The organism is Phenylobacterium sp. (assembly GCF_035309685.1).
In the GTDB taxonomy this organism is placed as follows: domain Bacteria; phylum Pseudomonadota; class Alphaproteobacteria; order Caulobacterales; family Caulobacteraceae; genus Phenylobacterium.
Genome location: NZ_DATGEX010000012.1, coordinates 1 through 24,331, shown reverse-complemented (window position 1 = coordinate 24,331; position 24,331 = coordinate 1). Strand labels below are relative to the sequence as shown.

The window sequence follows — 24,331 nt, the reverse complement described above, 5'->3', positions numbered from 1 at the left end:
CCCCCAGTCAGGACGCGCCGAGGACTGGCAAGGGCCCGCAGACGTCCTTCAGCCGTCGCGCGTCCGGCGCCGGCGCGGCGACGTGGAGCGCCTTGGCCCACTGTAGTTCGTCGGCCGAAATGTTCGCGATGAGCCCGTTGTCGAAGCGCGCGCGCTGGACGGCGACGCGCAGGCCGGCGACGTCGGTGGGGCCAAGCCGGGCGGGATCGCCCTGCAGCACCTTGAGCACCGACCAGGCCGCGACCTCGTCGGTGTAGAAGCCGCGCACGCTGTTCACCTGCATATAGTAGCTGCTCAGCAGGTTGAGCTCCTGGTCGTCGAAGTGCGTCAGGGTCTGGGCGGCGCGGTGGTTCTGCCAGATGTTGTCGTTGAGCGCGTTGCCGATATCGGGGATCACCGGACCAAGGCGGGGGACGGGCTGGTGCGCCGCCGCCTTCTCGATCACCGCCTCCAACGCATCCAGCCGCCGCCCGATGCAGGGCTCGGCGGCGACGCGATAGGCGAAGTGCCGGTCGGTCCAACTCATCTCCTTGGCGATCTCGGCGCGGGCGATCTTGACCTCGTGGGCCCAATGCAGCCGCTCCGCCGCCTGCTCGGCGCCCAGCGCCGTCAGCACGCCGACGACGATGATGACGTATTCCTTCAGGAACTCGCGGACGTTGTGCCAGGGCTTGGGTTTGTGGATGTCCATGCCGCCCCCCAAGCGGTTCACTGCGCCGCGACGGTAGGCGGACTCGCCGAAGGTCCGCAATGTCCTTGCCCCTTGCCGCCCCGGGTCTAATCTTGCCCCCAGGCCTAGTGGATGGAAGCGATGAGCGACGCCGTTGGCCCTGGCGATCTGGTACTGTGCGTCAACGCCGCCCCAAACCATGCCACGGGAAGGCCTGTGCCGTTGCGGGCCGGAGAGACCTACCGCGTGATCGGGGTCATGGAATTCGCCTGCCCCTGCGGGCGTTCCGACGCCCTGCTCGACGTCGGCATCGACTTCGCCTGGTGCCAGACGCGCTTCCGGCTGCTGCCCAAGCCCAAGGCCCAGGCGAAGACGCGCCGGGTCTCGGCGCCTAAGGAAAAGGAAACGGTCCGCTGAACAGCCCGCGCGACCTCGTATAAGCCGGTCTGGCTCAAGCGATTCCGGAGGCCTCGATGCGGGTGGGTTGGACGATCGGCGGGGTGTTGGCCTTCGCCATTGCGGGCGCCGCTCGGGCGCAACAGCCCGCGCCGCCGCCGCCCTTCGACCCCGCCCACGCGGCCGCGCTCTTCGCCGAGGCTAGGGTCCTCTGCGAGCGCGACGCCGGCAAGCTCTGGAACCACAGTCTCTGCGGCCCGATCCTGCTGGTCGATCCGGACAGCATGACCATGATCGCCAGCCAGGCCGACAAGGGCGGCGTGCTGAAGCCTGTGGCCGGCGCGCTGTTCACCGGCAGGATCCCGAACGACATGATCGTCGCCAACACCGCCACCGACTGGTCCGGGACCGTCTGGACCCAGCTCATCTGGCCCTTCGTCCCGCCCGATGCGCCGACCCGTCACGTCATGCTGGCCCACGAACTCTTCCACCGCATCCAGCGCGACCTGCCGATCCCGCGCCTCGGCGACGGCGACAACGGCCACCTGGACACCCTCGAAGGCCGCTATCTTCTGCAGCTCGAATGGCGCGCGCTGGCCGAGGCGGTGGCCGCCAAGACTCCCGCCGTCCGCAAGTCTGCGGTCGCCGACGCGCTCCTCTTCCGCGCCGAGCGCGACCGCCGCTTCCCCGCCGCGGCGAAGGACGAGCTCGGGCTGGAACTCAACGAGGGGGTCGCCGAATACACCGGCGTGCGCCTCGGCCTGACGGCGCCCGCCGAGCGCACCGCCTATGCGGTCAAGGACCTGGCGGCCCACGTCGGCGACGACACCTTCGTGCGCTCCTTCGCCTACGCCACCGGCCCGGCCTACGGCCTGATGCTCGACCAAGCCGACCCCGCCTGGCGCGGCAAGCTCGGGTCCGGCCCGGCGCTCTGGCGGCTCCTGCAGACGGCGCTCAAGCTCCCCGACCCGGCGCCCACCGAGGCCGCCGTCGCCGCGCGCGCCAGGCTCTACGACGACGGCAAGCTGCGCGCCGTCGAGGTCGCCCGCGAGGCCGCGCGCCAGCAGCGTCTGGCCGGCTATCGCGCGGGCCTCGTCGAGGGCCCGGTGCTCGACCTCCCGCTCGCCAAGGCCAACCGCCAGTTCCGCCCCTCGACGCTGGTCGGCCTCGACGACTTGGGCACCGTCTATCCGACGCTGCGCCTCACCGACGCCTGGGGCGTGCTGGAGGTCACCGGCGGCTCGGGCGCGCTTCTCTACAAGGGCTTCGGCCGCGCCACGGTGTCGCTGAAGGGCGCCGACGCGACCCACCTGAAGGGCCCAAGCCTCGTGGGCGACGGCTGGTCCCTCGACCTGAAGCCCGGCTGGTCGCTCAGGCCCGGCCCGCGGCCCGGCGACCTGACGCTCGCGCCGACCCCCTGAAATTCCGACAAGCTTGACAACAACGCGCGGCGATTTTCGGCACAAGCTTCGCCGTGGAGCGCGGCGCGTTAATCATATCAGGTAATGGGTTTCTTATGCGCAGCTCATATGGACTGCGGAGAATACGCTTCTAAAGCGAAAACGTTATCTTCATACGCTGTATACTCTATAGTCGACTCAACTCTGTTGTTTATGGATATGTTATGACCCTCCGCTCCCTGCTGCTGATCGCCGTTTCGACCGCCACGCTTGCCGGCGCGCAAGCCGCCCAGGCGGCGACCAACCTGCTGACCAACGGCGGGTTCGACGACATCGGCGCCGGCGCCGTGCCGGAGGGCTGGGGCGGCCTCACCTACTACACCGACGGCACCCACCCCGGTCACGTCGCCCTGCCGGGCTGGACGGTCGAGGCCGGCAGCGTCGACCTCACCTCGACCAGCTCGGGCTGGGGTCCGGCCGACATGGGCCCCTACTCGCTGGACATCAACGGCTGGAGCGCCGGCACGATCAGCCAGCAGTTCGCCACGGTCGCGGGCCAGACCTACAACGTCTCCTACGCCTTCAGCCGCAACGAGGCCGGCTCGCCCAACGACCCGGTGCAGGCCACCGTGGCCGCCGGCGGCGTCAGCCGGCTGATCAGCGTCAGCTACGAGGACCCGTCCTTCGGCAGCATCGGCCACATGCTCTGGCACCACGGCGGCTTCAGCTTCGTGGGCGACGGCAATGAGGCGACCATCCGCCTGGCCGCCGTCACCGACAGCAACGCCGGCGTCTTCTTCGACACCGTCTCGGTGACCGGCGGCGTGCCGGAACCGGCCGCCTGGGCCCTGATGATCGTCGGCTTCGGCGGCGTCGGCGCGGTGCTGCGCAGCCGCCGCCGCGCGGCCCCGGCCACCGCCTAGCCGCGAATACCCTCTTCTACCGGCCGCCCTTCTGGCCGATGCTGCGCCAACGATAAGGCGCAGCGTCGCTGGGAGGGATCATGGGACAAGAGCTTAGGGGCGCGGCCCCGAGCCGGCGCGAGGCGCTGGGTCTGATCGGCGCCGCCGCCGTGGCGGCTCCGCTGGCGGCGCAAGCCGCGGAGCCGCAGTTTCCGCCGGGCGCGGTGATCCGCACCATCCTCAAGGACTACGCGCCGTCCGAGCTGGCGGGCGGGGCGACGCTGTTCCACGAGCACATGTCGACGCGCGACGGTTTCATGACCGACTGGCTGCGCCATTCCGCCGAGACCCGCGAGGCCAACCGTGCGCCCGGGACGCCCGCCCGGCCCGTCGGGCCTCCCGCCGCGGCCGCCGGGGCGACTCCGGAACCCAACTTCATGGCCGACGAAGGCCTGATGGTCGGCGAGATGGAGGCCGCCAAGCGCGAGGGCATCGGCTGCATCGTCGACGCCGGCCATCCGGACATGGGCCGCGACGTCGCGTTCCTGCGCCGCATCTCCCAGCGCTCCGGCCTGCCGATCGTCGCCAGCGCCGGCTTCTACACCCAGCCCTTCTATCCCGCCGACATCGGCTCGTGGAGCGAGGACAGGGTCTTCGAGGAAGTGATGAAGCAGGTGCGCGCCAACCCCACCGGCGCGCTGGGCGAGATCGGCTCCTGGGACTACATCACCAAGGACGAGCGCAAGGTGTTCCGCGCCATCGGCCGCGTGCACAAGGCCACCAACATCCCGATCTTCACCCACACCGGCATCCCGGGGAAGTCGGCCCTGGAGCAGCTCGACATCCTGGAGGACGCGGGCGTCGATCCCAAGCACGTGGTCATCGGCCACCTGGGCAACCTCGCCGACCCCAACACCGAGATCCAGCGGGCCATCATCCGTAGAGGCGCCTTCATCGGCTTCGACCGCCAGGGCGGGGCCGGCGACGCGCCGGTGGTCTCCATGGCCGCCTCGCTGATCGCCCAGGGCTACGCCGACCATCTGATGTTCGCCTCGGACTTCTCGAGCCCCCGCGACCTGAAGAAGAACGGCGGCGCGGGCTACGCCAAGACGCTGACCGTCTTCGTGCCGAAGCTGAAGGCCGCCGGGGTGGGCGAGGCGGACCTGCACAAGATCATGTACGACAACCCCCGCCGCTTCCTGGCCTTCGTCCCGAAGATCAAGCGGACGGCTTAGGCCTCATCGCAAACAGGCCGGCGACCAGCAGGGCGCTGGCCGTCAGTCCGGCGACGATGCCCAGGCTCGTCCACTCCTGGGTGGTCTGTGGGTGCGCCATCACCCGCGGGATGTGCACGATCGGAAACCAGCTGGCGTACATCGCCGCGGTCAGGATCGCCGCCAGGCGCCCCAGAACGCCCGACAGGATCGCTAGGCCCGCCGCGATCTGGGCCGCGCCGGTCGCCGCTGCGAAGAAGTCGTGCGCGGGAATCCAGGCCGGGATGAAGTCGGCGGTGAACTTGAAGAACACGAAGTGCATCACCCCATGCCCGATGGTGCAGACCCCGAACACCAGGCGCGCCACGAGCGCGGCGCGGTCCGACCAGGCGGTGCGCCCCACGCTGGCCGCCAGCGCCAGCGCGCCGGACGCGATCGCCAGGACATGGAAGGAATCGTCGGCGATCGCCTTCAGGTGTCCGACCATCAGCGGCCCGTGCAGCGCCACCACCGTCAGCGCGAACAGCGCCGCCAGCCCAAGCGCCGCGGCCCGCGCCGTGCGGTCGGCGAGCAGGCTCAATCCGGCGACGATCAGCACGCCGCCATCCACCCAGGCCCAGGGCAACGGCGGCAATCCCCCCGCCGGCATGGGCTGCAGCGCCACGATGAACTTGGAGAGCATCAGGCCCTGGACGCCGAACGCCACGCAGGCGCCGGCCAACAGCCACCGCCCGATCCGCGTCTCATAGGTCATGCCGCTTACCCCCAAACGCTTCCAGGCCGCGCAGCCTGCACCCAAAGGGCCAGCGCCGACTTGGGCGTTCTTGCTGCCCGCCCAGGGCTCGCGCCTAAGGCTCCCCGGGCCCGCGCACCCGCAGCCCCTTGGCCTCCAGCCGCGCGATCACCCCGTTCTCGGCCAGGAGCCGGCGCAGGCCGACCACCGCCACCGCATGCCCGGGCGCCGCCGCCAGCGCCGCGGCGATATCGTCGGCCTCGTCCTGGCTCATCCGGCTCCACAGCTCCGCCCCGCCGCTCAGCACCTGCAGGCAGCGGTCGAAGCCGCGCGGCTCGGTCAGCGCGGTCGCCACGTCGCCCCTGGCCCAGCCCTCCAGCGCGCGCCTGGCCGGCGCCTCGCCCGCCTCCACGTCGTCCAGCGCCCAGCCCAGGCACTGCTGCTGCACCGCCGGCGTCATCCCGGCCATCGCCGCCTGCGCCAGCGGCAGGGCCGCGTAGCGCTTCGAACTCTTCAGCGTGAGCCCATGGCGATGCACGGCGCTGCTCACCTGCGAGTCCAGCGGCGCCCAGCCGCTTCTCGCCTCCTGCAGCATGAAGGCGCCGGCCACCAGCGGCTGCCACCCGTCGTACCTCGTCACCTTCTTGCCGCCGCGTGCGGCGTCGGCCGCGTAGCGCTCGGCCAGCGGCCGGGGCAGGCTAGCCTCCATCGGGGTCTTCGATTTGACTTTCGACAGCAGCCGCAGCACCGCCGGCAGGTCCAGCAGGCTGGCCTTGACGCCGGGCGCCTTGATCACCGCATTGGCCCCGGTCAGCCGCCGCTCCAGCACCGAGCGGTCCCACGCCACCCCGCGCGGCACCGGCCCGTCCGGCATCCCCAGGATGTAGACGACCGTGTCCTTGTCGCTCACCCGCCACCAGGCCGGCCCCGGCTCCTTGGCCTGCACCACCAGCTCCGAGACGATGGCGCCCTCGGGATCGGCCACCGGCCCGGACGGCGGCGCCGCGGACGGCGCCGATGGGGCGCCCATCAGCAACGTGGCGAGCCCCGCCAGCAGCACAGCCCTAAACCACAGCGGCATCCGCCTCTCCGCGCTCCCCAGCGCCTAGAGCCATCCCCCGCCGCCGCCGGCTTGTCCAGCGCGCTTAAGCGTCCCTCACCTCACCGGCAAGGCCCGACCAGGCGCCCCGTCATCTCGCTGTGGACCTTCATGGTCATCTTGCCGGCCGCCTCCCCGTCGCCGCTCACCTTGAACGACGTCGGCGTATAGGCGCCGTGGAAGTGGAACTTCGCTGTCCCGTCCTCGTCGTGGCAGACCGCGGTCGCGTCGAACCCGCCGCCGGCCCCGATATGGATGTCGGACGGACAGTGGAAGTCCTTGTTCATGATCTGCTTCATCCCGTCCGCCACCTCGGCGGCGGTGATGCAGCGGCGCGAGGTGACCGGCGGCCGGCGCCGCATGGCCTCCATCATCTGCGGCGACATCATCGGGCTCTCGAGGATGGTGAGCTTGCGGGTCTCCTCCCACATGCCGGGCTGGATGGACTGCGGCGGCGCCTGGGCCGCGGCGCCGCCCACACCGGCGCCAAGAGCGCCCGCGCCCGCCACACCCGCCGCCAGCAGGCTCGCAACAACGACCTGGCGCATCGTCTTAGACCTCCGATCACCTAACCCCCGACCGGACGTGGGCCATCCTGTCACGCCCAGCCGCCGGAGCAACCGGTCTCGCCCGGTGCGCGAGCTTGGCCGTGGCGGACGCGCTCGCGCCTCACTCCCCATCCTTCCGCCCGCCCGGCAGCGGCAGCATCCCCGGCGGCGCCCGCCAGCCCGGCGTGTCCTCCCGCTCCACCTCTCCGGTCAGCGGGTTGGGGCAGAAGGCCACGACCTTCCGCTTGCCGGTTTCCGGGTCCACCTGCACCTCGAAATGCCGGAACAGGATCGTCTGGACCTCGCGCGGCTTCTCCGGCTCGCTGAGCTTCTGCCGGTAGGCCTTGGGCGCCATCGCCCCGGCCATCCAGCGCAGCTGCCCAAGCCGCACCTGCGTCAGGTACGCCGTCTTGGGGGTCGCCGAGCTCGCCAGGTCCCAGCCCATCTCGCAGAACCGCTCCGCCTGGATCTCGCGCGCCGTCCGCACCGTCTCGGCGAAGTCCGGAAAGGCGCGCCGCCAGTAGAAGATCGTCGAGTGGCACGGCATGGTCGGGTCCGCGCAGATCGAGGTCATGCTCTCGCCCGCGCACAGCCGGTCGTACACCGCCCGCGCCGTCTCTTCGCAATAGGTCCAGACCCCGCCCCCGCCGCGCGCCGGCCGCCCGCCCGTCACGCGCGCCGCCATCAGGGCCTCGCCGAAGTCGGGATTGTCGCGCGCCCACCGCCCCACGCTCTGCGCCGTCGGCATCCCTTCCTCGCGGCACACCGCGTACAGCATCTCGCCGCCCGCCACCCGCGCCAGGATCGCCTCGGCCACCGCGTCGGACCAAGGCACGCTCGCCTTCACCCGCGTCCACTTGGGGCCATCCGGACACGCCCGCGCGCGCGGCTCCTTTGCAGGCATGGCAAGACCTCACAAGAAGGGAATAGGAGCGAACCCCAACCCGCTCATCCCGGCGCAAGCCGGGACCCAAGCCGAGTCCGCATCGCGCCGAACGACGCCGACGCGCTCTATGGATCCCGGCTTTCGCCGGGACGAGCGGAGGAGGGGAAAGGGCGCGCTTCGGGCGCAAACCCGCACGCTGCCAAAACCCTCGCACAAACGCGCGCGGAGATCAAGAACAAACGAAGAACATCAGTGGAAGCGAGTTGTCCTCGCCTCTGCCGTGACGGTCAGGTGGTGGCGGGAGCCGAGCGGCGGCTGCGCAGCCTCTGGCCAACGCTGCCGAAGCCCAGGATCATGAGCGCCCAGGAAGCCGGCTCCGGGACGCCGCCGCCCGCGCCGTACTCGGGATAAAATACGTTCGCGCCGGACACGATGTGCAAGTCGCCCGATCCGCCCCCATAGACGCGGCCCTGCAGGTTCACGCTGTCCATCTGGATGGTGTCGGCCATGGCCACGATGGCGCCGATGAAGGTCTGTTTGTTGTTGTTCAGGCTGACTTGCTTGCCGCTCGACTTGAAGTTCCAGAGCACCTGGTCGCCGTTTGTCAGGCCGGTCCCGGTGAACTTCACGGTGCCGCCGAGGTTCACATTGGAGTTGAACGAGAAGTCGAAGACCACCGGCGCGCCGCTGCCGTCGCCGACGATGTCCAGCACCGAGTTGTCGTTGGCGCTGTAGCTGGTGACGTTGAAGACCCGGACGCTGACGCCGTCGACGGTTTCCGCCTTGCCCGCGCTCTCATTGATGGTCTCGCCGGCGTTGGTGAACGCTATGTTGTTCCCCCCGGTCAGCGCCGTCGACAGGGCGCCGATATCGGTCAGCGCCGTGGCGACCGCCGCGTCACTGTAGTTCACCGACGTGGGGCCGACATTGCTGGCGTTGGTGTTGTGATACTGGCCGCTGTTGGCGGCGGAAAAGTCCAGCGCGCCGCCGATCGTCCCGGGCCCGCTGAACTGCACCTTGCCCGTGCCCCCGACGCCGATGGCGCCTGTAATGATGTCGTTGCTGATGCTGAGGTTGTGGCCGCCCGTGCCCGTATAGAGGACCGTGAAGTTGGCCGCCGCGCCCAGCGGCAGCTCGGTCGCGGCGGTGGCCGATGTCGCCAGACCCCCGCCCAGCGTCACGGCGAGCGCCGCGCCGGCGAACTGCGAAATCGAACGCTTACTCATCCTCAGATGGCTTTCTGTCTGACCGGCGACTGATCCGGACGTGAGCCGAGCCCAACCCCGACTGGAGGTTTGGTTAACTACGGCAAAGCTTTCGGACCATTTCCGTCCGCATGCCAGTCAATTCGCCTCAAAGGCGAACAGATCGCGCCGGCCGGGAGCTTGCGCGTCATCGCGCGTTGGGCGCTCCTGCAGCCTTGGGCCCTGGACCTAATCCTCCGCTCATCCCGGCGACCCGTAGGGCGGCGCGACGCAGCCAAAGCCGGGACGAGCGGAGGAGGGGGAAGGGGAGGCGCACAGGACGCAAACCCGCACGCTGCCGAAATCCTCGCACAAACCCGCGCGAAAATCGAGAACGGAAGCAGAACATTGTCTTGCCTTAGCGGACCCTTAGCCCTGCCGCCTCAAACTCCACCCATGCGCGCCGCCATCGCAGCCCTCTTCGCCGCCACGGTCTTCGCAGGCCCGGCTCTCGCCGCCCCGGATCGGGCCGACGACTGGCTCTGCCGCGTCACCCCGACGGCCGACCTTCTGACCAACGAATTCGTCCTGCGGGGCGACCGCAAGACCCTCTGTGTCGGCGGCGAGTGCCGCGTCATGACCGCGCCGGACGACCACCATCGCCAGTACCGGTGCGGCGAACTCGAAGCGGATCACCACTGCCTGCGCGACCCGCTCCTCGTCCCCGCACGCGCGCCCCTCATCTCGGCGGAGCACATCGTCTTCGACCTCGCCGCCCGGAGCTTCGAAGGTGAGGCCGCAGGCCAGATCGGCATGGCCCGAGGCCCCTATGACCGGTCCTTCATGGGGTCCTGCTCGCCTGTCCCCGGCGGCTCAGCGGCGGCGGTCGCCGAGCACGGGCCGCCCGCTCTGACCCGGTTGTCGGAGGGGGAGGTCAGGGCGCTGTTTTCCACCCAGATCATCATCCGCGAAGGCGCCTTCGGCGGCGGTCTCGCCGACCAGTTCACGCCGGACGGCGGCTACAGCCAATCCGGCAAGTTCGTCCCACGCCAGGGGACCTACGACATCCGCGGCGACCTCGTCTGCGTGAGCGAGGAAGGCGGCGCCGAAACCTGCCGCACCTTCTACCGCGCCCCCGACGGACAGCTCTGGCAGACCATCAATTTCGGCGGCACGGGCATTGTCGTCGCCATCGGGCGTGTCCGGATCGAATATCCGCGAGGCCGCTGACACTCCCATCGGAAAGCCCCTCTCCCAGATGCGCAGCATCGTGGGAGAGGCCGGGAGAGGGCGGCGCCGACGCCCAGCCCAGCCGAAACCTTGGACCCGATCGCACCCCACCGGCAGACGGATCCAACCGGAGCGCAACCCGGTCCACAGCGCCACCCTCTCCCAACCTCTCCCACGGCGCTGCTGCGCCTGGGAGAGGAGCGGACCGGGAGTCCGCACACGGGACACACCCCGCCTTAAACCCCAGGGTTGAAACGAGCCCTGGGTCACGGAGTTAAGGCTCAGGACCTGGCCATCAAGCCTCTTCGGCCTTCCGCTCAAGGCGCTCCCGCATGACTTCGAAGCTCATCTCCGCCGCCCTTGCCATCGCAGTCGTCGCAACCGCGGCGCACGGGCAAGACGCGCCCGCCGCGGCGGACACGCCAACCCTGGCCGGCCCGAGCTTTCCCGGGTGGACGGCGAAACCCGGTCCCATGGACATGGCCCGCGCCGCGCCCCCGGCCGCCATGAACCGGGACATTTCAGGCGCGACGATCCTGTTCTGTACGGTCGCGGCCGACGGTCGCCTGAAGGATTGCAGGATCCAGAGCGAGACGCCCACGGGCTGGGGCTTCGGGCAGGCGTCGCTCAGTCTTGTCCCACTGTTCCGGATGAAGCTGACGAAACCCGACGGCGCCTCGGTCGAAGGCGGCACGGTGCGAATCCCCATCCGCTTCATACCGCCATAGGCGCGGAAGCGTAGCCCGTCTCCGGCGCGTCCCCACAGGGACACACCCCGCCGTAAACTCCACGGTGGATGGGGGCCTTGGGCCCCGGCCATGGGGCTAAGTCTCAGGCTGGCGAAGGCCGACGCTCCGCGCGATGGTGCTCTCGGCTCGCGTCGGGTCGGGTCGGGGGAACGAACAATGGCGCTCGCGATCTTCATGGCGATGGCATTGCAGGCGACGCCGGCGGCCAACGTCCCACGGGTTCGCCAACTGGCGGAACAGTGGGTGATGGATGAAGAGAAAGGGCCCGTGACCTGGACGCTGCGGATGATGCTCTTCGAGGCGGAACTGGCGAGGCGATCCCAGGACGCGCTTGGCCTTTCCGATCCCACGCAGAAGGAACAGGTGCGCGCCGCCATCCACGGCAGCCTCCAAACCCTGACAGCCGAGATCGTGGAAGATCGGATTTCTGAACTCGCTCAGACCTACAGCGCCGACGAGATCGCCGAAATGATCGCCTTCCGCCATAGCGACGTGGGCAAGGCGTATTCAGCAGGCAGCACGCAGCTCGCGCTCGAACTGATGCTGGGTCCTCCTGACGCCAAGGCGAGCGATGACCCCAAGCCATCACCTCAGAAGCTGGCGTTGATCAACCGGCTCCTGAAAGCAGAGGGCGTCGAGGCGCGGATACGCCGCCAACAGCGGGCTGGCGCGGCGACAGTGAATGAGATGAAAGCCGAGCCTGGTGGGGCCGGCGAGGCGGCGACGCAGGTCGCGGCGATGCTCAAGACCGACGACCCCGCCTATGTCACCAACATGATGACCGCGACGGTCCGGTTTGACGCCAAGACCTATTCGGACGAGCAGTTGCGGCAGTTGCTTGTCTACTTCGAGGGCCCGGTCGGCCGCGCGCTGATCGCGAGTGGTCCTCGGCTTGAGGCGATTGCGATCACGAGGTCTCGCGCCATCCTTGAGCACGGCATTTGGCGCGCAGGAGAGGCCGGGTGCCAGGCCATCGCGTGTGACGCCTCTCAACATCAAAAGCTCGATGGTGCGGTGGCCAAGTTCGAAAAGCTGGTCACCGCAGGCCTCGATACGTTGGCCAACTAACGGCACGAGCTCATCCCCCACAGGGGACACACCCCGCCTTAAACCCCATGGTTGAAACGAGCCTTGGGCCCTCGGCTTGTCAAGGACGCGCCCCTGGCGCGCCGCGAAGCGGGCGGCCTTCGGCCGCTCCTTGAGAAGCCGAGGGCCCAAGGCAAACTGGCCGCCATGGAGTTAAGGCTCAGACTGGCCTAGGGCACTGACGCTTGGCCGGGATATCGTCTCGCCATGCGGGTCCCATTGATCTTCGCGTCCGGCCACCTTCTCGATGGCGTGCCTGCAGGCTCCGGAGCCGACGAGGCATTGGCGCACGCTTGTCGCTCCCTGAGGCAGTTCGCGATTGCCGTAGACGGCGTGGAGGAAGCGTTCGCCGCGCTCGTCGAGGCGTCTCGCGTCGAGACCGCACTATCTTACGAAGCAAGCAAGAAGGTCGGTCCCGGTGAGGGTTTTCCTCTACCGGCAGACTTCGGTCTGAGGCCTCGCTACTGGCAAGAGCGCCAGCTATTCCACGCCAAAGCGGGAGTTATCGCTTTGGACCAAATCAGAGAGGCATTGCTTCACGTCGAATCTGTCACGAAGAGCGACGCCGCTTTGGACGCTCGGCACCAACTCCTCGCCGCATTTCCTGATCTCAATGGCCTACGAGACTCAGTTGCCCACGCCAGTTCCCGAGCACGCTGGATGACGGACGCTCGCAATCGGCCACCAATATCGCTCGCCCTCACGGCAGATGAAACCGCGAACGGCATCCTGTGGTCTGACTTTGTTAGCTCGGTCGGCCACGTCGACGGTACGACATTTACGTTCCGTGTGGTTCGTAACGGGCATCCCGCAGCGGGTCGGCTTGAGCTTACTGATGGCAACATCACCTTGGCGGCGGAGCTCATTCAGCAGCTCGTGGACGCCTTACCCTGGAAACCGATTGCTCCAAATGTCGGCCCTGTGCGACTCCGACTGGGCTAGGCATTCTCAGAGGGGTTTGAATGGTGGCTGGATCAACTTCTGCCGCACACTACTGCTCGACGGCACTGAGTTGGGCCTATGATTTTCAGACTCTTATCTCAGGTATCTTGGCAATTCTCGCGGCGCTTGGCACTGCCGCAGTGGTGCTGCGAGCGGCTAGGCTTCCAATCGAGGCATCCGCCCAGCGCGAACAAGCTGCCGATGATCGAAAACGGCGCTACCTTTGCTCGATTTTGGCCGAGTGCTGCCGACGAGTGGGCTCAAGAGCGCGCCAGGCCGAAGGGACGATCACGGTCGTCATCGCCGCGAACTCCACCGTAAATGATGCGATCAGGGCGAAGGTGGCTTTAGGAATCGACGCGGTTGCGGATGACGTGGAACTGATGGCCCTTCTGCCGGGTGCAGTCATGCCTCGATGGATCGCATTCCGCAGGGTCATCGATGATCATAACTTCGATATGAATAGAGCTGGCGGAGCGTTCGGCGACGAGAACTTCAGACGCAGCATCCGAGACCGACTAGTTCGAATCGGAACGGAAGCAGCGGCATTAGCGGCCGTACTTAGCGCTGAGGCCGGAGCGACAGCAGCCTAGCTACGCGCCCAAGACCGGATGTCCAGCGACACCCAGCTCGGAACTACTTCTTGCCACCACTTCCCTGATTGGGAGGAGGTCCCGGATTGGAGCCTCCTTGACCGGTGGTTGGCTGATTTCCGGCCTGAGGACTACGCGCCGGCGTCGGCTGTGCGCCTCGTTGAATGTTTGAAGGAATCAAAGGTTTGGTCATCTTGTAATCCTACTTCTTTCCGCCGCTGCCCTGGTTCGGCGGTGGTCCAGCCGTGGCTGTCACCGGCTTCGGTTGCCGCCCTAGCTGATCCGAAGCCTTGGCTCGGGGTTGTCTCCCATCGAAAGCCATCAGGGGCGTGGATTTCTCACCTTGAGCCATCGACCGTTCCTTCTTTCGAGTTGAATAGGTCTACTTTTTTCCGCCACTGCCTTGGTTCGGCGGCGTCGAAGTTGCCGGCGACTTGCTTGTCGACGTCGTTGGCTTAGCCGCACGCGGCTGGTTGCCTTCAACGATCAATCGCGGCTGCATTCCCCCTTGTAGACCATGGGGCGATTTAGGGCCGCCTCGCGTTCCATTCGCAACCATCGTAGTGCTCCCAATCCCGTGCTCTACTAGCTCGAAGAAGCCACGGATTTTAGGGGCCAAAACTCCAGCGTTTGAATTTCCCCTTGAGCAATCAAGACGCTGCTCCCCTTGGCCGTCCAAGTATTGTCGTCCTCCAAATTATAAACCTGCTCGATGAAGATGTCGCGCTCAGTAGGATCGGTGGACGTGAACGAGTTCGGGCTCAGATGGCCTTGCCATCTCGTGCCGTCCTTCAACGTCGCCATGATCCAACACTCCTCACATGCCGAAAAGCGCCAGTCCCATGCAGTGTTAACCGGGTGACTTAGATGAATGCCCAAGCGTTGAAGTGCCAAACGGCTCCAGCCAAAGCTACCGTCCAGCCCGAGCCAAAGGCCAAGCAGTGCCGGGAAGATCATGCTGATGGAGATGGAGAAAATCGGTGCCGGGACCACGCCCGGCATCGGCCACGGCACCTCGGCGGCAAGCCCCAGCAACGCTTGATACAAAACAGACAGGGCAACGTAGCCTACGATCGCATCCTTCAGTTCGAGCCTTCTGTTGGGCAGCAGTTGCCCTCGCACATAGACAATCACGACACCCGGCAACACAGCTTGAGAAAGCAACTTGATTGTCTCGGGTTTTAGGAACTCGTCCATGTCGCCTCAGGCAGTCGATCAGTGGCTGATCTCGATCGAGTGAGATTGAGTCATTATACGGCGAGTCGGAGCATGCGTGACGCAGCCCACCCCCAACCTTGACTCCCCCGCCCTCATCCCCCACTCCTCCCCCTCGACTCTCGCGGGAGAGATCGGGACCGTCCTGACCATCGGACGCACCCCGGAGCCGAAGGCGCAACCGCCCCGGAAACGCTCAGGCAAACGGACCGCGATGGGCTGATGCACGCTGGAAAGATCCTCCGAAGCTCGTGAGAGCGTAGGCGGACGCCGAAGGAGCAGGGGACCCCCAGACCACCGGGCGTCCGAAATCTCTCAGGCCCAAGGACAGCGGGGGCGCGGGATGCCAGGGGTTTGCCCCCGGCGGCTCGCCCCATCGTCAGCCGGAGTCCTCCCGTGGCCAACAGCCCGCCCACCGACACCCCGCTCAAGACCACCCCGCTGCACGCCGCGCACATCGCCGCCGGCGCGCGGATGGTCCCCTTCGCGGGCTACGAGATGCCGGTGCAGTATCCCGACGGCGTGCTGAAGGAGCACCTCTGGACGCGCGAGCACGCCGGCCTCTTCGACGTCTCCCACATGGGCCAGGCGCGCCTGCGCGGCGTCAATCCGCTCGCCGCCTTCGAGGAGCTGGTCCCCGGCGACTTCATCAACCTCCAGCCCGGCCGCCAGAAGTATTCGCTCCTGCTGAACCGCGCCGGCGGGATCATCGACGACCTGATGGCGAGCCGGCCCGTCACCATCGACGGGACCGGCGACGACGGCCTCTTCGTGGTGGTCAACGGCGCCTGCAAGGAAAACGACTTCAAGGTCATCGCCGACGAGCTCGGCCCGCAGGTCGCCATCGAACGGCTGGAGGACCGGGCGCTGATCGCCATCCAGGGGCCGGAAGCCGCCGCGGTCTTCCAGCACTATGCGCCTGGGGCCGCGGACCTCGCCTTCATGGACGTGCGCCTGATGACCGCGTTTGGCGTCGACCTGATCGTCTCGCGCTCGGGCTACACCGGCGAGGACGGCTACGAGATCTCGATCCCGGGCGACGCGGCCGACGACGTCTGGATCAAGCTGCTCTCCGACCCCAGGGTGCGGGCCATTGGCCTGGGCGCCCGCGACTCCCTGCGGCTCGAAGCGGGCCTGCCGCTCTACGGCCACGACCTGGACGAGACCGTCTCCCCGGTCGAGGCGGGCCTCACCTTCGCCATCAACAAGAACCGCCGCGAACAGCGCGATTTCCCGGGCGCCGCCCGCATCGTCAAGGAGCTGGCCGAGGGCCCGCCCCGCAAATGCGTGGCGCTGAAGGTGCTGGAAGGCGCCCCGGCCCGCGAGGGCGCCGAAATCGCCGACGCCGCCGGCAAGGTCATCGGCGTCGTCACCTCCGGCGGCTATTCGCCGGTCCTGAAAGGCGGCGTCGCCCTCGGCTTCGTCCCGCCCGCCCATGCCGACGTCGGCGCCCAGCTCAACGTCATCGTCCGCGGCAAACCCCAACGCGCCGAAGTCGTCAAATCCCCCTTCGTCCCCCACCGCTACGTGCGGAAGGTGTGACCCGATGAGCCCCGTTCGCGCGTCAGCGCAGCCATTCCAAACCGCGGAGACCGCGGAGATACGCGGAGGGCGCCGCCGCCACTCTCTGCGAATCTCCGCGATCTCCGCGGTTCAATCCAACGGCGCCTGCGGCGCCCACGCCCTTTCCTAGGAGAGACTGCATGCGCTTCACGAAGGATCACGAGTGGGTCGAGGTCGACGGCGATGTCGCGACCGTCGGCATCACCGCCTACGCCGCCGAACAGCTGGGCGACGTGGTGTTCGTCGAGACCCCCGACGTCGGCAAGACCGTCAAGGCCGGCGACGGCTTCGCGGTGGTCGAGAGCGTCAAGGCCGCCTCCGACGTCTACGCCCCGATCAGCGGCGAAGTGGTCGAGGCCAACGCCGCGCTCGGCGACGCGCCCGAGACCGTCAACGCCGCCCCCGAAGCCGCCGGCTGGTTCGCCAAGGTCAAACTCGCCAACCCGGCCGAAGTCGAAGCCCTCATGGACCGCCACGCCTACGAAGCCTACCTGCAGACGCTTTGAGCGCCGCGCAGACACAAGAAAATTGAACCACGGAAAACACGGAAAGAGCACGGAAAGAGGGGGAGAATCCCGATCGCCTCAGCCAGGTTGAATCGCGCGCGAAGCGCGCAATGAAGTCACCTGCGGCCGTTGATCTTCGCCTCTTCTCTTTCCGTGCTCTTTCCGTGTTTTCCGTGGTTCCCCTCTTTCTTCTTTTGGATCGCCCATGCGCTACCTGCCCCTGACCCCCGATGACCGCGCCCAGATGCTGGGCGTGATCGGGGCGCCCGACATCGACGCCCTGTTCGCCGACGTCCCCGCCGCCGCGCGGAAGAAGGACCTCTTCGACCTCCCCAAACGCGCCGGCGAACTCGAAGTCGAGCGGGAGCTGGGCGCGCTTGCGGCCCGCAACCGGCCTGCCGGTGAAGGGCCGTTCTTCTGCGGCGCCGGGGCCTATCGCCACCATGTGCCGGCCAGCGTCGACCACATCATCCAGCGCAGCGAGTTCCTCACCAGCTACACGCCCTACCAGCCGGAGATCGCCCAGGGGACGCTGCAGGTCCTTTTCGAATTCCAGACCCAGGTGGCGGCGCTGACCGGCATGGATGTGGCCAATGCGTCCATGTACGACGGCTCCACGGCCACCGCCGAAGCGGTGATGATGAGCCAGCGGGTCACCCGCCGCGAGAAGGCCATCCTGTCGGGCGGCCTGCACCCGCACTACGCCGCCGTCACCCAGACCATCGCCCATGCCGAGGGCATGACCATCGTCCGCCAGGCGGCCGCCATCGACGCCGAGGCCGCGGTGATCGCCGCCATCGACGCGGAGACAGCCTGCGTCGTCGTCCAGACCCCCAACATCTTCGGCGTGGTCACCGACGTGACCAAGATCGCCGAAGCGGCGCACGCCGCCGGCGCCCTGCTGATCGTCGTCACCACGGAAGCCGTCAGCTTCGGCCTCCTGAAATCGCCAGGTGAAATGGGCGCCGACATCGCCGTCGCCGAGGGCCAGTCGATCGGGGTCGGCCTGAACTACGGCGGCCCCTACGTCGGCCTGTTCGCCTGCCGCGAGAAGCTGGTGCGCCAGATGCCGGGGCGCCTCTGCGGCGAGACCCTCGACGCCCAGGGCCGCCGCGGCTACGTCCTGACCCTCTCAACCCGCGAGCAGCACATCCGCCGCGAGAAGGCGACCAGCAACATCTGCACCAACTCCGGCCTCTGCGCGCTCGCCTTCACCATCCATCTTTCGCTGCTGGGCGAAGTGGGTCTGCGCCAGATGGCGGCGCTCAGCCACAGCCGCGCCCGCGAACTGGTCGGCGCGCTGAGCGGCGTCTGCGAGGTGCTGACCCCGCGCTACTTCAACGAGATCGCGGTGCGCGTCCCGAACGCTTCGGCGACCGTCGAAGCCTTGCTGCAGGATGGCATCGTCGCCGGCGTCCCCTACTCGCGCCTGGCGCCCGAAGCCGGCCTCGACGACGTCCTCCTGCTCGCCGTCACCGAGACCACCACCTCGGCGGATATCGCGGCCCTGTCTGCGGCCCTCAAGGGGAGGCTCGGCTGATGGCCATGAACAATGTGGGCCGCCCCACCGCGCCCGGAACCTCTTCGACCGAAGGCCACGCCTCGCTCACCGGCGCCCGCGGCCTCTTGCAGGACGAGCCGCTGATCTTCGAACTCGGCGGCTGGGACAAGACCGGCGTCGACTTCGATCCGGCCGACCACGACGCCTCCGATCTCGGCGATCTGGTGCGCACCGCCCCGATCGGCATCCCCGGCCTCTCTGAGCCCGAGACGCTCCGCCACTACGTGCGCCTCTCCCAGAAGAACCACGCCATCGACCTGGCGCTCTATCCGCTGGGCTCGTGCACCATGAAGCACAACCCGCGCCTCAACGAGAAGATGGCCCGCCTGCCGGGCTTCGCCGACCTGCACCCGCTGCAGCCGGTCTCGACCGCCCAGGGCGCCCTCGAACTGATGGACCGCCTGGCCCACTGGCTGAAGACGCTGACCGGCATGCCCGCCGTGGCGCTGACCCCCAAGGCCGGCGCCCACGGCGAGCTCTGCGGCCTGCTCTGCATCAAGGCCGCCCACGAGGCCGCCGGAAACGGCCACCGCCGCCGGGTCCTGGTGCCGACCTCCGCCCACGGCACCAACCCCGCCACCGCCGCCTTCGTCGGCTACTCCGTCGAGGAGATCGCCCAGACCGCCGACGGCCGCGTCGACCTCGCCGACCTGGAAGCCAAGCTCGGCCCCGACGTCGCCGCCATCATGGTCACCAACCCCAACACCTGCGGCCTCTTCGAGCGCGAGGTGATCGAGATCGCGCGCATATCGCACGCGCACGGGGCGTACTTCTATTGCGACGGAGCCAACTTCAACGCCATCGTCGGCCGCGTTCGCCCCGGCGACCTCGGCGTCGACGCCATGCACATCAACCTCCACAAGACCTTCTCCACCCCGCACGGCGGCGGCGGCCCAGGCGCCGGCCCCGTGGTCCTCTCGCAGGCCCTCGCCCCCTTCGCCCCCACGCCCTGGCTGGTCCACGGCGCGGACGGCCTGGAACTGGTCGAGGAAGCCCGCGACGAGGCCGCCCGGACCTTCGGCCGGATGTGCGCCTTCCAAGGGCAAATGGGCATGTTCGTCCGCGCCTACGCCTACATGCGCAGCCACGGCGCCGACGGCCTGCGCCAGGTGGCCGAGGACGCCGTGCTGAACGCCAACTACATCAAGGCCGTGCTCGCCGCCGAGATGACGCCAGCCTTCCCGGACGGGCCCTGCATGCACGAGGCCCTGTTCGACGACCGCTGGCTGGAGGGGACCGGCGTCACCACGCTGGACTTCGCCAAGGCCATGATCGACGAGGGCTTCCACCCGATGACCATGTACTTCCCGCTGGTTGTGCACGGCGCGATGCTGATCGAGCCCACCGAGACCGAGTCCAAGCGTGAGCTCGACCGCTTCTGCGACGCCCTGCTGGCGCTGGCCCGCGCGGCGAAGGCCGGCGATGTGGAGCGCTTCACCGGCGCGCCGTACCTGGCGCCGTTGAGCCGGCTCGACGAGACCCTGGCGGCCCGCAAGCCGAAGCTAACGTGGCGCCCGGAGCACGACGTCTCAGTGGCGGCGGAGTAGAAGCTTCCGTTCGCGGAAGGGTATTTCGCGTCACGAGCGAAGCGTTCGTGTCGAGGATGCATCGCAGGTGTGTCTCCGGCGCCATCCGCGTCCGAATAGAGATTCTGAGTGAAATTTAACCGGGCCGGCGCCTTTACGATTCAAAGGTGCGTTCGCATATCAGGTTTGCGCAGCGGCGGTTCGACCTCCTCTTGAGTCGTGCGCGCGCTCCCAGGTTAGACACCCGTGACGTTCGCCATGCCTTCCTTGCGCGTCTACCGCGCCTCCGACGAGTTTGCCCGCGAGCTAGCCGCTCGCGTGGCGCGTTGGCTGCTGATCGCGCTGGGTCTGGTGATCATGCTGGTCGGGCTGCCGTTGGTGGCGCTGCCCGGGCACCTGGGCCTGCCGCTGATGGTCGTCGGGCTGATGATTGTGCTGCGCAACTCGTTCAGCGCCAAGCGCCGCTTCGTGCAAATGCAGCGGGCGCACCCGAACATGGTCTTTCCGATCCGCCGCCTGATGCGCCGCGAGCCGGAGATCGTCCAGGTGTTCTGGCAGCAATATCTGCGCGTCGAGCGCCTGGTCCTCCCCCGCCGCGTGCGCTTCGCGGTCAAGGGCCGCCGCGCGCTGAAGCGCCGCTTCCGGCGTCAAGCCGTCTAGCCGCTCAGTTCCAGAATCTGGAAAAGGCCCCGGGAGCGATCCCGGGGCCTTTTCATTTGGGTTCGAGGCGACGGCTGAAAGCTACTGCAGCTTGCCGGCCAGCTCGCCGATGCCGCCGTCGATCAGCGGATCGGACTTGGCGCCAGCGATGCGGGCGGTGAGCACCTGTTCGGCCATCTGCGCGGCGAGCTCCCCGGCCGCCGCCTTCACCTCGGCGGTGGCCTGCGCTTCGGCCGTGGCGATCCGGCGCTCGGCCAGCTGGCCGCGGCGTTCGATCTGTTCGGCCAGGCGTTCCTGGGCCTCGACCTGCATCCGCTTGGCCTGCTCCTGTGCATTGGCCAGGATCTCGGCCGAGAGCTTCTCGGAGGCTTCGCGGTCGGCCTGGATGCGGGCCAGCAGAGCCTGAGCTTCCTCGCGAAGGCGGTTGGCTTCGTCGAGCTGGCCGCGGACCTTTTCGCCCGCGTCGCCCAGGGCCTTCCACGCGAACTTGTGCACGCCCGCAAAGACCAGGATGGCCAGGAAGACGATGAAGGCGACGCCGACCCAGAAGTGGGCTTCGGTGAACAGTTCCATCGGTCAGGCCCCCTTGGCCGCGCTGGCCAGCTCGGCGGGCGTCGCCGTCTTGCCAGTCAGCTTGCCGACGATGAGGCCTGCCGTTTCGCTGGCGATGCCAGCGACATTGGCCATCGCCGCGTCACGCGCCTTGGAGATGCGGGCCTCGGCGACGGCGGCCTGTTCGGCGAGCTTGGCTTCTTCCGCCGCGAGCTTGGCGGCGACCTCGGCCTGGGCCTTGGCGCGGGCCTCGGCGGCGACGCGCTGGGCCGCGGCGCGGGCCTGGGCGGTCTCGGCGGCGGCGGCCTGGGCCTGGGCCTCAGCCTCGTCCTTCAGACGGCGCGCGTCAGCGATGTCGCCGCTGATCTTGTCCTCACGCGCATCGATCGTGCCGCCGACCCGCGGCGCCGCGAACAGCCGGATGAACACCAGCATGGCGATGAAGATGATCAGGAACCAGACGATCTGGCCTGGCCACCATTGGAGGTCGAACTGCGGCAGGCCGGCGGATTTCGCAGGCTCGGCCGTGCTTTCTTGGGTCGGGGTCGCCATCGGCGATCAGTCTCTTATGGACGCGGCTTAGGAGCCGAAGAGGATGATCAGCGAGACCACGAAGGCGAACAGGCCCATGGTTTCGGTCAGCGCCATGCCGAGGAACAGCATGGTCTGCTGGCTGGCGGCGCCCGCCGGGTTGCGGATGGCGGCTTGCAGGTAGTTGCCGAACAGCACGCCCAGGCCGACACCGGCGCCGATCATGCCCATGGCGGCGAGGCCGGCGCCGATGAGCTTGGCGGAGGTGTGGAAGTCGACGACGGAAGCGACGGGATTCATGGGGTAGTCCTCTGTAGAAGTCGGTTTGGATTAGTGGCCGTGACCGAAGTTCACGACCTCGTTGAGATAGACCGTGGCCAGCGCCGCGAAGACGAAGGCCTGCAGGATCGCGACGACCAGTTCGAGGCCGGTCAGCGCCACGATCATCGTGAAGGAGAGCACGCTGGGAATGAAGGCCAGCGACGCCAGGCCGCCGGAGAGGCCCACGATGGCCAGCGCCACGACGAAGGAGCCGAACAGGCTCATCACCACGTGACCGCCCAGCATGTTGCCGAACAGTCGCATGGCCAGCGTCACCGGCCGCACGAAGTAGGACAGCATCTCGATCGGGATCATGAAGATCAGCATGAACTTGGGCATGCCGGAGGGTGCGAACAGGGTGACGAACTTCGGCCCATGCTTCACGAAGCCCAGGATGAAGACGCTGAAGAAGGTGAGCACCGCCAGCGTGGCGGTCACCGCCAGCTGAGAGGTCACCGCGAAGGTCAGCGACAGGCCGGCGATATTGCCCACCGCCAGCACCACGCTCATCAGATTGAGCGTCAGGATGACCATGAAGAGGGTGAAGAGATAGGGCACATAGGGCCGGCCCTCGGGCCCCAGGATCGGGCCGACCAGCACGCGGTCGATGATGTTGTAGAGCGCCTCGACGACCGCCTGGCCCCGGTTCGGCACGATCTCGCGCCGCGCGGTGGTCGCCAAGAAGATCACCAGCAGCAGGGCCCCGGCGATCATGGTGGCCACCGAATTGGTGATCGACATGTCGATGGCTAGCTTGCCGACATGGAAGGTCGGCAGGTCCACGATCTTGTGGATCGCAAACTGCTCCATCGGGTCGATGGCGGGTTGGTTCGCCATGGGCGGCCTTAGTCCTCGTCCTCGTCGTCCGGAACGCTCGGCGCGGCAGGCGCCTGACGGTCCAATGCAATTTTGTTCGCCCGCGCCGCGGCGTTGACCGCGGTGAAGATCGAAAACCCTGTGCCGATCAGCAGACCGCCGACCACGCCCCAGGGCTGGGTATGCGCGAAGTGATCCAAGAGCCAGCCAAGGCCGACGCCGCCGAGCACCCCACCAACCACTTCCCCCACGAAGCGGTAACCCTGCGCCATGGCCGCGTGAGTATCGGGACTCACCTTGCGGGTTTGCGCCGCCTCCGCCGCTCCCAAGCGTTGATCGAGGCTTTTGAGGGCCTCGTCCGGCAGGTCTTTGGCCGGGAGATCGCTGGGGTGTGGCATACGTCGGAAGGCCTCTAGACCGCGACGTCGCCGCCACGGCGGGGGCTTTTAGGTCGCGCGGAACCTATAGACCGTGCTGCGGCGCGTCAAGGCTGGCCGAACAGCCCATAACTCCATGTTTTTGTGAGATTATTTCTTCTCCAGATCGTCAGCCGGTTTAGCTGGGGCGTCCAGCCGCAGACCACGCCCCTCACCGGCCGCCGGCATCTCCAGGATTCGAGGTGGCCCGCGGCCGAGCACTATTGGGCGGCCATGGCCTCGGCCTGATGCAGGTCCACGCTGACCAGCTGGGAGACGCCGCGCTCGGCCATGGTCACGCCGAAGAGGCGGTCCATGCGCGCCATGGTCACCGGGTTGTGGGTGATGGCGATGAAGCGGGTCTCGGTGCGCCGTCGCATCTCGTCGAGCATGTTGCAGAAGCGGTCGACGTTGGCGTCGTCGAGCGGCGCGTCCACCTCGTCCATGAGGCAGAAGGGGCTCGGCTTGGTCAGGTAGATGCCGAACAGCAGCGACGTCGCCACCAGCGTCCGCTCGCCCATCGAGAGGAGCCGGACATGCTGGATGCGCTTGCCCCGGGGCGCGGCGAGGATCTCGATCTCGCTGTCGAGGGGCTCGTCCGGGCTCGCCAGCCGGAGATCGCACTCGCCGCCGCCGAAGAGCGTCTGGAAGACGGTGTGGAAGTTCGCCTTCACGGCCTCGAAGGTCTCGAGGAACATGGCCCGCGCGGTCCCGTCGATTTCCCGGATGGCCTGGATGAGCGACTGGCGCGCGCTCACGAGATCGTCCCGCTGGCCCGTGAGGAACTCGAGCCGCTTGATCTCGTCGGCGTGCTCCTCGACCGCCAGCGGGTTCACGGGCCCGATCGCCTCCAGCGACGACACGATCCGCCCGGCCTCGGACTCGAGCGTCTCGAGGTCGAGATCGAGCAGCGGCGCCGTCTCGAGCAGCTCGCTCAGCGGCTTCCGCCACTCGGTTTCCACCCGGTCGATCAGGCTCCGGCGGAATCCGGCCGCCTCGGTCAGCTCCAGCTGGAGCCGATGGTTTTCCTCC

General features: G+C 67.9%; 25 protein-coding genes, 1 pseudogene and 1 riboswitch. Of the genes and pseudogenes, 13 read left to right on the top strand and 13 right to left on the bottom strand.

Annotated features, from left to right (window positions below):
- Positions 1–7: 7 nt before the first annotated feature.
- Complete coding sequence (locus tag VKQ35_RS02565) at positions 8–691, bottom strand: hypothetical protein (protein WP_324358485.1); 684 nt, start codon at positions 689–691, stop codon at positions 8–10.
- Positions 692–811: 120 nt separating this feature from the next.
- Between VKQ35_RS02565 and VKQ35_RS02560 the strand changes: the two genes are divergently transcribed.
- The 4 genes from VKQ35_RS02560 (at position 812) to VKQ35_RS02545 (ending at position 4,603) form a co-directional block, all read left to right on the top strand.
- Positions 812–1,087, top strand: a complete 276-nt coding sequence (locus VKQ35_RS02560; protein WP_324358484.1) for a hypothetical protein — start codon at positions 812–814, stop codon at positions 1,085–1,087.
- Positions 1,088–1,143: 56 nt separating this feature from the next.
- A complete protein-coding gene (locus VKQ35_RS02555; RefSeq protein ID WP_324358483.1) occupies positions 1,144–2,487 on the top strand; it encodes a hypothetical protein in 1,344 nt (447 codons plus the stop codon).
- A 203-nt stretch (positions 2,488–2,690) separates the two neighbouring features.
- Positions 2,691–3,389, top strand: coding sequence for a PEPxxWA-CTERM sorting domain-containing protein (locus VKQ35_RS02550; protein WP_324358482.1), 699 nt, complete (start codon positions 2,691–2,693; stop codon positions 3,387–3,389).
- 80 nt (positions 3,390–3,469) lie between these two features.
- Positions 3,470–4,603: a hypothetical protein gene (locus VKQ35_RS02545; RefSeq protein ID WP_324358481.1), complete on the top strand. Its 1,134-nt coding sequence runs from the start codon at positions 3,470–3,472 to the stop codon at positions 4,601–4,603.
- Here the strand turns inward: VKQ35_RS02545 and VKQ35_RS02540 are convergent.
- The 5 genes from VKQ35_RS02540 to VKQ35_RS02520 all read right to left on the bottom strand — a co-directional run bounded on the left by VKQ35_RS02540 (position 4,587) and on the right by VKQ35_RS02520 (position 9,074).
- A complete protein-coding gene (locus VKQ35_RS02540) occupies positions 4,587–5,336 on the bottom strand; it encodes a DoxX family membrane protein (RefSeq protein WP_324358480.1) in 750 nt (249 codons plus the stop codon). The two genes, VKQ35_RS02545 and VKQ35_RS02540, sit on opposite strands and share 17 nt — an antisense overlap.
- A 94-nt stretch (positions 5,337–5,430) precedes the next feature.
- Complete coding sequence (locus tag VKQ35_RS02535) at positions 5,431–6,396, bottom strand: TraB/GumN family protein (protein WP_324358479.1); 966 nt, start codon at positions 6,394–6,396, stop codon at positions 5,431–5,433.
- Between the two features lie 80 nt (positions 6,397–6,476).
- Positions 6,477–6,962 (bottom strand): DUF3617 domain-containing protein, encoded by a 486-nt coding sequence (locus tag VKQ35_RS02530; RefSeq protein WP_324358478.1) that lies wholly within the window; start codon positions 6,960–6,962, stop codon positions 6,477–6,479.
- 121 nt (positions 6,963–7,083) lie between these two features.
- On the bottom strand, positions 7,084–7,797 hold the full coding sequence (locus tag VKQ35_RS02525) for a hypothetical protein (RefSeq protein WP_324358477.1): 714 nt from the start codon (positions 7,795–7,797) through the stop codon (positions 7,084–7,086).
- 338 nt (positions 7,798–8,135) lie between these two features.
- Positions 8,136–9,074, bottom strand: a complete 939-nt coding sequence (locus VKQ35_RS02520) for a PEPxxWA-CTERM sorting domain-containing protein (RefSeq protein ID WP_324358476.1) — start codon at positions 9,072–9,074, stop codon at positions 8,136–8,138.
- 414 nt (positions 9,075–9,488) lie between these two features.
- On the opposite strand from VKQ35_RS02520, the gene VKQ35_RS02515 reads away from it, so the two are divergent.
- From VKQ35_RS02515 to VKQ35_RS02500, 4 genes are all read left to right on the top strand, one after another.
- Positions 9,489–10,262 (top strand): hypothetical protein, encoded by a 774-nt coding sequence (locus tag VKQ35_RS02515; protein WP_324358475.1) that lies wholly within the window; start codon positions 9,489–9,491, stop codon positions 10,260–10,262.
- Positions 10,263–10,594: 332 nt separating this feature from the next.
- Positions 10,595–10,990 (top strand): energy transducer TonB, encoded by a 396-nt coding sequence (locus VKQ35_RS02510; protein ID WP_324358474.1) that lies wholly within the window; start codon positions 10,595–10,597, stop codon positions 10,988–10,990.
- Positions 10,991–11,167: 177 nt separating this feature from the next.
- Positions 11,168–12,079, top strand: a complete 912-nt coding sequence (locus VKQ35_RS02505; protein WP_324358473.1) for a hypothetical protein — start codon at positions 11,168–11,170, stop codon at positions 12,077–12,079.
- Positions 12,080–13,059: 980 nt separating this feature from the next.
- Positions 13,060–13,632 carry a hypothetical protein gene (locus VKQ35_RS02500; protein ID WP_324358472.1) on the top strand — a complete coding sequence of 191 codons (573 nt, stop codon included), beginning with the start codon at positions 13,060–13,062 and terminating at the stop codon, positions 13,630–13,632.
- Positions 13,633–14,217: 585 nt separating this feature from the next.
- Here VKQ35_RS02500 and VKQ35_RS02495 read toward each other — a convergent pair.
- Positions 14,218–14,829, bottom strand: coding sequence for a DUF6338 family protein (locus VKQ35_RS02495; protein ID WP_324358471.1), 612 nt, complete (start codon positions 14,827–14,829; stop codon positions 14,218–14,220).
- A gap of 133 nt (positions 14,830–14,962) precedes the next feature.
- Positions 14,963–15,069: riboswitch (glycine riboswitch) on the top strand.
- 174 nt (positions 15,070–15,243) lie between these two features.
- On the opposite strand from VKQ35_RS02495, the gene gcvT reads away from it, so the two are divergent.
- The 5 genes from gcvT (at position 15,244) to VKQ35_RS02470 (ending at position 20,663) form a co-directional block, all read left to right on the top strand.
- The gene (gcvT, locus tag VKQ35_RS02490; protein ID WP_324358470.1) at positions 15,244–16,389 is read left to right on the top strand and encodes a glycine cleavage system aminomethyltransferase GcvT; all 1,146 of its coding nucleotides are present in this window, start codon (positions 15,244–15,246) and stop codon (positions 16,387–16,389) included.
- Positions 16,390–16,550: 161 nt separating this feature from the next.
- A complete protein-coding gene (gcvH, locus tag VKQ35_RS02485; protein ID WP_324358469.1) occupies positions 16,551–16,916 on the top strand; it encodes a glycine cleavage system protein GcvH in 366 nt (121 codons plus the stop codon).
- Positions 16,917–17,121: 205 nt separating this feature from the next.
- Positions 17,122–18,456: an aminomethyl-transferring glycine dehydrogenase subunit GcvPA gene (gcvPA, locus tag VKQ35_RS02480; protein ID WP_324358468.1), complete on the top strand. Its 1,335-nt coding sequence runs from the start codon at positions 17,122–17,124 to the stop codon at positions 18,454–18,456.
- Complete coding sequence (gene gcvPB, locus VKQ35_RS02475) at positions 18,456–20,024, top strand: aminomethyl-transferring glycine dehydrogenase subunit GcvPB (RefSeq protein ID WP_324358467.1); 1,569 nt, start codon at positions 18,456–18,458, stop codon at positions 20,022–20,024. The genes gcvPA and gcvPB overlap by 1 nt, the downstream gene beginning before the upstream one ends.
- Positions 20,025–20,249: 225 nt before the next feature.
- Complete coding sequence (locus VKQ35_RS02470) at positions 20,250–20,663, top strand: hypothetical protein (protein ID WP_324358466.1); 414 nt, start codon at positions 20,250–20,252, stop codon at positions 20,661–20,663.
- A gap of 81 nt (positions 20,664–20,744) precedes the next feature.
- Here VKQ35_RS02470 and VKQ35_RS02465 read toward each other — a convergent pair whose 3' ends face one another.
- The 6 genes and pseudogenes from VKQ35_RS02465 to VKQ35_RS02440 form a co-directional block, all read right to left on the bottom strand.
- Positions 20,745–21,236 carry an ATP F0F1 synthase subunit B gene (locus tag VKQ35_RS02465; protein WP_324358465.1) on the bottom strand — a complete coding sequence of 164 codons (492 nt, stop codon included), beginning with the start codon at positions 21,234–21,236 and terminating at the stop codon, positions 20,745–20,747.
- A gap of 3 nt (positions 21,237–21,239) precedes the next feature.
- Positions 21,240–21,767, bottom strand: a complete 528-nt coding sequence (locus VKQ35_RS02460) for a hypothetical protein (RefSeq protein ID WP_324358464.1) — start codon at positions 21,765–21,767, stop codon at positions 21,240–21,242.
- A 27-nt stretch (positions 21,768–21,794) separates the two neighbouring features.
- Complete coding sequence (locus VKQ35_RS02455) at positions 21,795–22,046, bottom strand: F0F1 ATP synthase subunit C (protein WP_324358463.1); 252 nt, start codon at positions 22,044–22,046, stop codon at positions 21,795–21,797.
- 30 nt (positions 22,047–22,076) lie between these two features.
- Positions 22,077–22,904 carry a F0F1 ATP synthase subunit A gene (locus VKQ35_RS02450; protein ID WP_324358462.1) on the bottom strand — a complete coding sequence of 276 codons (828 nt, stop codon included), beginning with the start codon at positions 22,902–22,904 and terminating at the stop codon, positions 22,077–22,079.
- A gap of 8 nt (positions 22,905–22,912) precedes the next feature.
- Positions 22,913–23,281 (bottom strand): AtpZ/AtpI family protein, encoded by a 369-nt coding sequence (locus VKQ35_RS02445; protein WP_324358461.1) that lies wholly within the window; start codon positions 23,279–23,281, stop codon positions 22,913–22,915.
- Between the two features lie 239 nt (positions 23,282–23,520).
- Positions 23,521–24,331: pseudogene (locus VKQ35_RS02440) on the bottom strand (chromosome segregation protein SMC); the annotation flags it as partial.

Coding starts and splice junctions, on each gene's coding strand:
- VKQ35_RS02515 (WP_324358475.1), top strand. CDS start 9,489: ATGCGCGCCGCCATCGCAGCCCTCTTCGCCGCCACGGTCTTCGCAGGC.
- VKQ35_RS02565 (WP_324358485.1), bottom strand. CDS start 691: ATGGACATCCACAAACCCAAGCCCTGGCACAACGTCCGCGAGTTCCTG.
- VKQ35_RS02450 (WP_324358462.1), bottom strand. CDS start 22,904: ATGGCGAACCAACCCGCCATCGACCCGATGGAGCAGTTTGCGATCCAC.
- gcvPA (WP_324358468.1), top strand. CDS start 17,122: ATGCGCTACCTGCCCCTGACCCCCGATGACCGCGCCCAGATGCTGGGC.
- VKQ35_RS02505 (WP_324358473.1), top strand. CDS start 11,168: ATGGCGCTCGCGATCTTCATGGCGATGGCATTGCAGGCGACGCCGGCG.
- gcvH (WP_324358469.1), top strand. CDS start 16,551: ATGCGCTTCACGAAGGATCACGAGTGGGTCGAGGTCGACGGCGATGTC.
- VKQ35_RS02530 (WP_324358478.1), bottom strand. CDS start 6,962: ATGCGCCAGGTCGTTGTTGCGAGCCTGCTGGCGGCGGGTGTGGCGGGC.
- VKQ35_RS02445 (WP_324358461.1), bottom strand. CDS start 23,281: ATGCCACACCCCAGCGATCTCCCGGCCAAAGACCTGCCGGACGAGGCC.
- VKQ35_RS02550 (WP_324358482.1), top strand. CDS start 2,691: ATGACCCTCCGCTCCCTGCTGCTGATCGCCGTTTCGACCGCCACGCTT.
- VKQ35_RS02540 (WP_324358480.1), bottom strand. CDS start 5,336: ATGACCTATGAGACGCGGATCGGGCGGTGGCTGTTGGCCGGCGCCTGC.
- VKQ35_RS02520 (WP_324358476.1), bottom strand. CDS start 9,074: ATGAGTAAGCGTTCGATTTCGCAGTTCGCCGGCGCGGCGCTCGCCGTG.
- VKQ35_RS02535 (WP_324358479.1), bottom strand. CDS start 6,396: ATGCCGCTGTGGTTTAGGGCTGTGCTGCTGGCGGGGCTCGCCACGTTG.
- VKQ35_RS02555 (WP_324358483.1), top strand. CDS start 1,144: ATGCGGGTGGGTTGGACGATCGGCGGGGTGTTGGCCTTCGCCATTGCG.
- VKQ35_RS02460 (WP_324358464.1), bottom strand. CDS start 21,767: ATGGCGACCCCGACCCAAGAAAGCACGGCCGAGCCTGCGAAATCCGCC.
- VKQ35_RS02510 (WP_324358474.1), top strand. CDS start 10,595: ATGACTTCGAAGCTCATCTCCGCCGCCCTTGCCATCGCAGTCGTCGCA.
- VKQ35_RS02500 (WP_324358472.1), top strand. CDS start 13,060: ATGGTGGCTGGATCAACTTCTGCCGCACACTACTGCTCGACGGCACTG.
- VKQ35_RS02495 (WP_324358471.1), bottom strand. CDS start 14,829: ATGGACGAGTTCCTAAAACCCGAGACAATCAAGTTGCTTTCTCAAGCT.
- VKQ35_RS02560 (WP_324358484.1), top strand. CDS start 812: ATGAGCGACGCCGTTGGCCCTGGCGATCTGGTACTGTGCGTCAACGCC.
- VKQ35_RS02465 (WP_324358465.1), bottom strand. CDS start 21,236: ATGGAACTGTTCACCGAAGCCCACTTCTGGGTCGGCGTCGCCTTCATC.
- gcvPB (WP_324358467.1), top strand. CDS start 18,456: ATGGCCATGAACAATGTGGGCCGCCCCACCGCGCCCGGAACCTCTTCG.
- VKQ35_RS02545 (WP_324358481.1), top strand. CDS start 3,470: ATGGGACAAGAGCTTAGGGGCGCGGCCCCGAGCCGGCGCGAGGCGCTG.
- VKQ35_RS02455 (WP_324358463.1), bottom strand. CDS start 22,046: ATGAATCCCGTCGCTTCCGTCGTCGACTTCCACACCTCCGCCAAGCTC.